The organism is Thermodesulfobacteriota bacterium (genome assembly GCA_036397855.1).
Lineage (GTDB): Bacteria > Desulfobacterota_D > UBA1144 > Nemesobacterales > CSP1-2 > DASWID01.
In genome coordinates, this window is record DASWID010000016.1 from 1 (window position 1) to 6177 (window position 6177).

Below are 6177 nucleotides of genomic sequence, written 5' to 3' on the forward strand. Positions count from 1 at the left end.
AGATTACAGCCTTTTTCAGTATCGTTGTGTAGCTTATTGCGAAGTATTTCTACCTTGTCCTGTGAATATCCATCTAGGTATGATTCGTCCATTACAAAAAGAGAAATGGGCTTTCCTTCTTTTTCGTAAAACAGTAACGCTATACGGTTATTATCCAGGTGACACAATCTTCCGCCTATGAGCTTCGCATTCGTAAGTTCAGGAACCAGGACTGCAAAGTCGACCTTGTCCTTGAACCAGTCTTCGATAGTCTCTGGATCGGATGATGAGATTTGTACAGCTTCAGGTATGTTCCTCAGGTGATCCTCAGCAAGTCGAGAAGCTAAGGAGAGTGCCTCCTTATTAGATAATGGATAATAAATCAAGGTCATAGATAACAGGATTACAACTATCCCTAAAAATGCAAGAGAAGCCTTCAGACTCAATTTGCCTGAGAGAAACGAGCTACGAGCTTGATTTCCAGCCTTTTGATTGGCAATCGTAGATAGAATGTTTTCCCTGAGAGATGCTGTCGCTTTTTCCTTTGGAGCCCCACCTTTTAAACGACTCTTAAGACTTTCCTCTATCTCAAAGAACTCAGTACATCTAGAACAATTTATTATATGTTCACGTGCATCAGCTAGATCCGGCGAAAGCGCCTGTATTCCATCCGAGGTGTAAATTATTTTTCTCGCCTCACCACAATCCATAACAATACCCCCTGCGTTAGATTACTCCCCTTTTTTTGGCATATTCAAAAAGTGTCTCTCTTAATAGACTTCTCGCTCTAAAAAGCCTTGATGCTATGGTACCAACGGGACAATCCAGAATTTCCTGAATCTCTTGATATGTGAAACCCTCAACATCAGAGAGCCAAATGACAGCTCTAAAATCAACATGAAGACTATCTAACGCCTCTTTTATCTCCTCGTCTAGAACGTAATTAAGCACAATCTCCTCCGGACTCAAATTGCGAATTGTAACCACATGGTCAAGGAGTGACTCGCTCAATTCTATATCAACTAAAGGAGGCTCTTTAATCTTTTTTCTATAGCTGTTAATAAAGGTATTCATTAATATCCTGTATACCCATGACTTCGCCTTATTATTCGAACTTATCTGCTCATAGTGTTTAAACGCTTTAAGACAAGTCTCTTGAACCAAATCCTCCGCATCATTTTTATTTTTTGTAAGTCTGAGAGCCGTAGAATAAATTGAATCCAGGTTCGTCATTATGATTTCTTCTATGCTGATAGCTTCATCATTTTCATCTACCGTTACTAACTTAATTTCCCTATGTGACTTATTCATTCAAGCTCCTCAAATCACTGTAAGATAATTCACTGCAAGCCTGCTACTAATTTCTCGACAGTAATTTCACCTATTGCATTTAATAATCTTACCTGAGCCTTATTGTAATTTATTATTGACCTAATATAGTTAAGTCGTGCACTGGCAAGCGCATCCTCAGCCTGTATAACTTCAACCGCCAAGCCCAGTCCCCTTTTAAACCTTACCTGACTTAGCTTCAACGACTCTTCAGCTGACTCTAGCTCTTCTCTTGCAGGAATAATTTTTTCTTCGGACGATAACACCTCATCATGTGTTTTCACCACATCCGCTCTAAGACGTTCACGTTCCTCTTCCTTTCTAATCTCGGCCCTCCTTAATCTAGCGCGTGAAGCTTTAATTTCACCATAAGATGAAGCCGATAGACTTACACCTATCACCCCTTGATAAATCTCCCTTTCACCTATGTTTCCAAATCTATCACCAATACCACCTATCTCGGCTTCGAGAAGAACTTCAGGGCCCAAAGCACCCAACCAAACTCCGGACACCTCAGCACCAGCAGCATCGACCTGTTTGCTCGCGCTCATAATCTCAGGATGTTTCTTTAAGGTGTCATTTATAAGATCATCCAGCATGTTTAGATTATCTACAAACTTAATTTGCCTTATTTGTGTATCACTTGGGAAAAGTGTTACTGAAGAGTCAACCTTAAGAATAAGAGCCAGGTCGGCCGAGGCTTCTCTAAATTCTTCTTGGGCAGTAATCAATCTCTGTTCTTTATTCGCCAGATCTGTTTTTGCCCTGACTACATCAGCGCCTGGTCCTATACCCTGCTTCTCCAAGACCTCGGCAATCTTTACAAGGTTGTTAGCATCCGAGACGGTCTTTTCTGACACGTTAACATTACCCTGTGCCTCAACAAGATCGTAGTAGCCTTCGACTACGGCAAGTAAAACATCCTGTGTAATTGCTGATTCATCCGATTTTACTGCATCAACGTTGCGATGAGCTGCGATTGCACTATATATTGACTCGCCGGGGTTAAGAATATAACTCGCTATAATACCCGGACTCAGTGTATCGAAAGTCACATCCCTCAGCTCTCCAAAACTTCCCTGGACCCTACCATCCGTTCGCCCATAGCCAAAAAATAATGACACAACCGGAATTAGGCCGCCAAATGCTGCACTGCTGTTTCCCTTTGCTTCTAAAACCCGGGCTCTTGCCTCTGCAATCTCAAGATTGTCACTGGATGCTATGCGTATTGCTGTTGCGAGATCGATGGGTAGGCTGTCTTTTCCGATTAGCCTTAGTTCGACCGACTCCAGAGGCGCCGATACTTCTTGATTATTACTATACTCTGGTCCAATTTTCTCTTTTTGAACCTTATCCTTTTCGAGAGCATTAGTTTCAGAATCTGTTGCATTAGATTGGGAGAAAAAAACGAGAGTTGTCGATATGAGAATTATAAATATACCCAGTCCGCGCATAACCATTTATCCTTTAATATCTTTTGGTAACTTTAACTGTATCTCCATCTGAAACTGTGTTATTACCTTTGATAATGATTTCTTCCCCTGCCTTAAGTCCCGTAACAACTTGAACTCGAATACCATCATCGATTCCTGTTTCTATCTGCACTTTCTCAACCTTTCCATTTTTGACCTTGTAAACATACTTATTATTTTTTTCAACAGTGATAGCATCTGCGGGAACTGTTACGGCGTTTTCGATTACATCGAGGTTTAACGTTATATTTCCATACATACCAGGAAGCAGGAGCTGATCAGGATTTGGTATATCTATTTCAGTCCTCATTGTGCGGGTCCCGGGATTCAGTGCATTTGCAAAGCGTGTAACTGATGCAGATAAATTTCTGCCTGGAAGGGCATCCACTACAAGATTTGCCTCATCTCCTTTCTCCACGAATGGTACGTCCGGTTCAGGAACATCGATAAAAACACGAACTGTATCCGTATGCATTATAGTTACAACCGGGGATACATTATTAGAAGTAGCATCCTGAACGAGTGCTCCTGGGTCAACGAATCGTTCCGTAATTACGCCGTCAAATGGCGCCTTTATTTTTCCGTATTCAAGAAGAGCTTTTAATCTTTCCATGTCTGCACTTGCATTATCTATCTTTGCTTTCTCGTTATTTATGCTTGCTTTGGCAAGCTCGAACTTTGCCTTTGCAACATCTACGTCCTGCTTCGCCACGGCTCCGGGTTCGGTTGCCCATATGTCCTTTATCCTTTGGTAAGTTTGTTTCTGCAGTTCAAAATCAGCCTCGGCCTTTTTGTAGTTTGCCTGCGCCCCTCTGAGTTTTGCCTTTACCTGTTGGTACTCTTCTACCATCTCGGGTATATCCATCTCTGCGAGAACCTCACCCTCTTTTACCTGGTCTCCTATGTCAACATTAATCCAATTAAGGTACCCCGCAGCCTTAGCATATAGAGTCGCCTTATGTAGGGGCCCTATGCTTGCGGGAACTCCTATTTTGCGCACCAAGTCCTTTCTCACAACCTTTGTGACCTCGACATTTGTAACTCCTTTTTCGTCTTCTGAGCCTTTTAACGTTGTTGTCTCTGTTATTGCTAACTTTTCTTTAAAAATTAAGACCCCTATAACAAGCATGACCATCAGAAGAGGGAATATTAGCAAGTAAAGTTTTTTATTTTTCATGCTCAACTCCTTTTTCAAACCAAAAGATTCTTAGTTAGTATTAGATAATTTATGTTTGCTACCCTTTAGCAATGTGTAAAGTATTGGAACCACAACAAGTGTCAGGATCGTGGAGGCCAAAACACCACCTATTACTGCTCGAGCAAGCGGAATATTTACGCCACCCACTATAGCCATCGGCGTTAGTCCCAGCACTGCTGCAAGCGCCGTCATAAGTATTGGTCTTAGTCTAATCCCTGAAGCCCTCAAAACTGCCTCTTCCACACTCACTCCTTCATCAATCAGGCGGTTTATAAAATCTACTAGCAGTATGCTGAATGAGACCACAATCCCTACCATCATGATAATCCCCATGATAGATTGGATATTTAGATTTGTACCTGTAACAATAAGCATCAAAACCACACCAATAAGACCCAAAGGGATAGCAAACATGACTATAAGTGGGTCGAGAAAAGATCCAAACTGTATAACCATGACCAGATAAACTAGAATCACGGCAAGCAAAAGCCCAAAACCCATGCTACCGAAGGAATCTCTCATATTTTGAACCTCTCCACGAATATTGACGAAATAACCCGAAGGTAGATCGAGATCTTTCAACTTATTTTCAATCTCTGACCCCACAGAACCAATATCACGCCCTGATACATTAGAAAAAACATCTATGACACGGCTTATATTCAGATGATTTACTTCTGCGGGAGCGGTAGTACGCTCAAAGCTTGCAATATTCTTCAGAAGTACAGGGCTACCATTATGACTATTTTGACCAGAACTTTTGAGCGGTATATTATTCAAAGTTTCAAGCGAATCAATATCCTCCTCCCTATACTGTGCACCCAGGAAATAATGATTGCCATTTCTGTGATCAATCCAGAATGCAGGGTCAAAGTTAATGCTTGAGTTTAGCGTGGTAACAATATTTTTTACAACGTCTTCTTGAGTAAGCCCCAGATATGCGGCTTTTACCCTATCCACATTTACCTGAATTTGCGGATAGTCGATCTTCTGCTGAATCCTGACGTCGGCCGTGCCCGGAACAGTTTCAACTATTTTTTTTATTTTTTCCGCGATATTGTATGCGACATTCAGGTCATTTCCTTCTACCTGTATATCTATCGGGGAAGGTAGCCCAAAATTAAGAGCGGAACTTATTATGCCTCCGGTGTCGAATGCGAATTCAATACCTGTGAATTTCTCATTAAGTACATCTCTTAGAACCTCTGCATATTCTTGGGATGTCTTTTTTCTACCGTCAGATAGTTGCAAATTCATAAAAGCGTCTTGTGGACCTGAGTTTGGTGTGTACGCTGCAGGCCAATCAAGCAGCACACCTATGTTAGAAATCATCATTTGCAGGTCCTCTTCGGGAATTTGCTCACGTATCACATTTTCAGCCTGTTTTAGTAGCTCCTCAGTCTTTTCTATTCTCGTACCGGAGGGAGCGCGTACTCGTATCACAAGTTGACCTGAATCAACCTGGGGAAAGAATTCCTTACCGATGAAGGGATAGAGCGACATGGTGACCGCAAAGATTACTAGTGTAATTACCAAAACCTTGTTCCTGTTTTGCAGAGACCAACTGAGGAATTTATTGTATCTCATCTTCAGAGCGTTAAATTTCTCGTCAAAAAAGGCAAATATAAATGGTTTGTGACCGATTTCTGTGCCTTTCGATGCTTTCTTTAAGAATCTTGACGCACACAGAGGAACAAGAACAATAGAAAGAACAAAGGACGCCGCAATAGCGAATGTGACACTGAGAGCAAGCGGCGAAAACAAGAATTTGCCCATACCAGTAATAAAAACAATTGGGAAAAAGACAACGGTTATTGTCAAAGTAATACTTAAAAGGGGTTTTGCAACCTCTGATGCTCCATCCAATGCCGCATTCCAGGGAGTCTTCCCCATCTCAAGATGCCGATATATGTTTTCTATGACCACTACTGATTGATCAATAAGCAGCCCCACAGCCAGTGCTAGACCCCCGAGGGTCATGGCGTTTATGCTCTTTCCCGTAAAATATAGACCTATAAAGGCAGAAAGTATTGCAAGAGGTAAAGATAGAAGAATAATAAAAGTAGAACGCACGCTCCCAAGAAAGATAAGAACCATTATCGATGCAAGTACGGCTCCCAAGATTCCTTCATGAACGAGGTTACTTATGGCCTGCCTCACATAAACTGATTGATCCATTACGACATTCAGGTTTATCCC

The 6177-nt window shown here is 41.7% G+C and carries 5 protein-coding genes; all 5 read right to left on the minus strand.

Annotated elements, in window-relative coordinates:
* The coding region (locus VGA95_01045) for a hypothetical protein (GenBank protein HEX9665127.1) at positions 1 to 689 on the minus strand (689 nt) is incomplete at its 3' end.
* Between the two features lie 16 nt (positions 690 to 705).
* Positions 706 to 1290 (minus strand): sigma-70 family RNA polymerase sigma factor, encoded by a 585-nt coding sequence (locus tag VGA95_01050; GenBank protein HEX9665128.1) that lies wholly within the window; start codon positions 1288 to 1290, stop codon positions 706 to 708.
* A gap of 29 nt (positions 1291 to 1319) precedes the next feature.
* The gene (locus tag VGA95_01055) at positions 1320 to 2768 is read right to left on the minus strand and encodes a TolC family protein (protein HEX9665129.1); all 1449 of its coding nucleotides are present in this window, start codon (positions 2766 to 2768) and stop codon (positions 1320 to 1322) included.
* A 7-nt stretch (positions 2769 to 2775) separates the two neighbouring features.
* Positions 2776 to 3957: an efflux RND transporter periplasmic adaptor subunit gene (locus VGA95_01060; protein ID HEX9665130.1), complete on the minus strand. Its 1182-nt coding sequence runs from the start codon at positions 3955 to 3957 to the stop codon at positions 2776 to 2778.
* Positions 3958 to 3987: 30 nt separating this feature from the next.
* Positions 3988 to 6177, minus strand: a 2190-nt coding sequence (locus VGA95_01065; protein ID HEX9665131.1) for an efflux RND transporter permease subunit, incomplete at its 5' end; no start/stop codon positions are given.

Coding starts and splice junctions, on each gene's coding strand:
- VGA95_01055 (HEX9665129.1), bottom strand. CDS start 2,768: ATGGTTATGCGCGGACTGGGTATATTTATAATTCTCATATCGACAACT.
- VGA95_01060 (HEX9665130.1), bottom strand. CDS start 3,957: ATGAAAAATAAAAAACTTTACTTGCTAATATTCCCTCTTCTGATGGTC.
- VGA95_01050 (HEX9665128.1), bottom strand. CDS start 1,290: ATGAATAAGTCACATAGGGAAATTAAGTTAGTAACGGTAGATGAAAAT.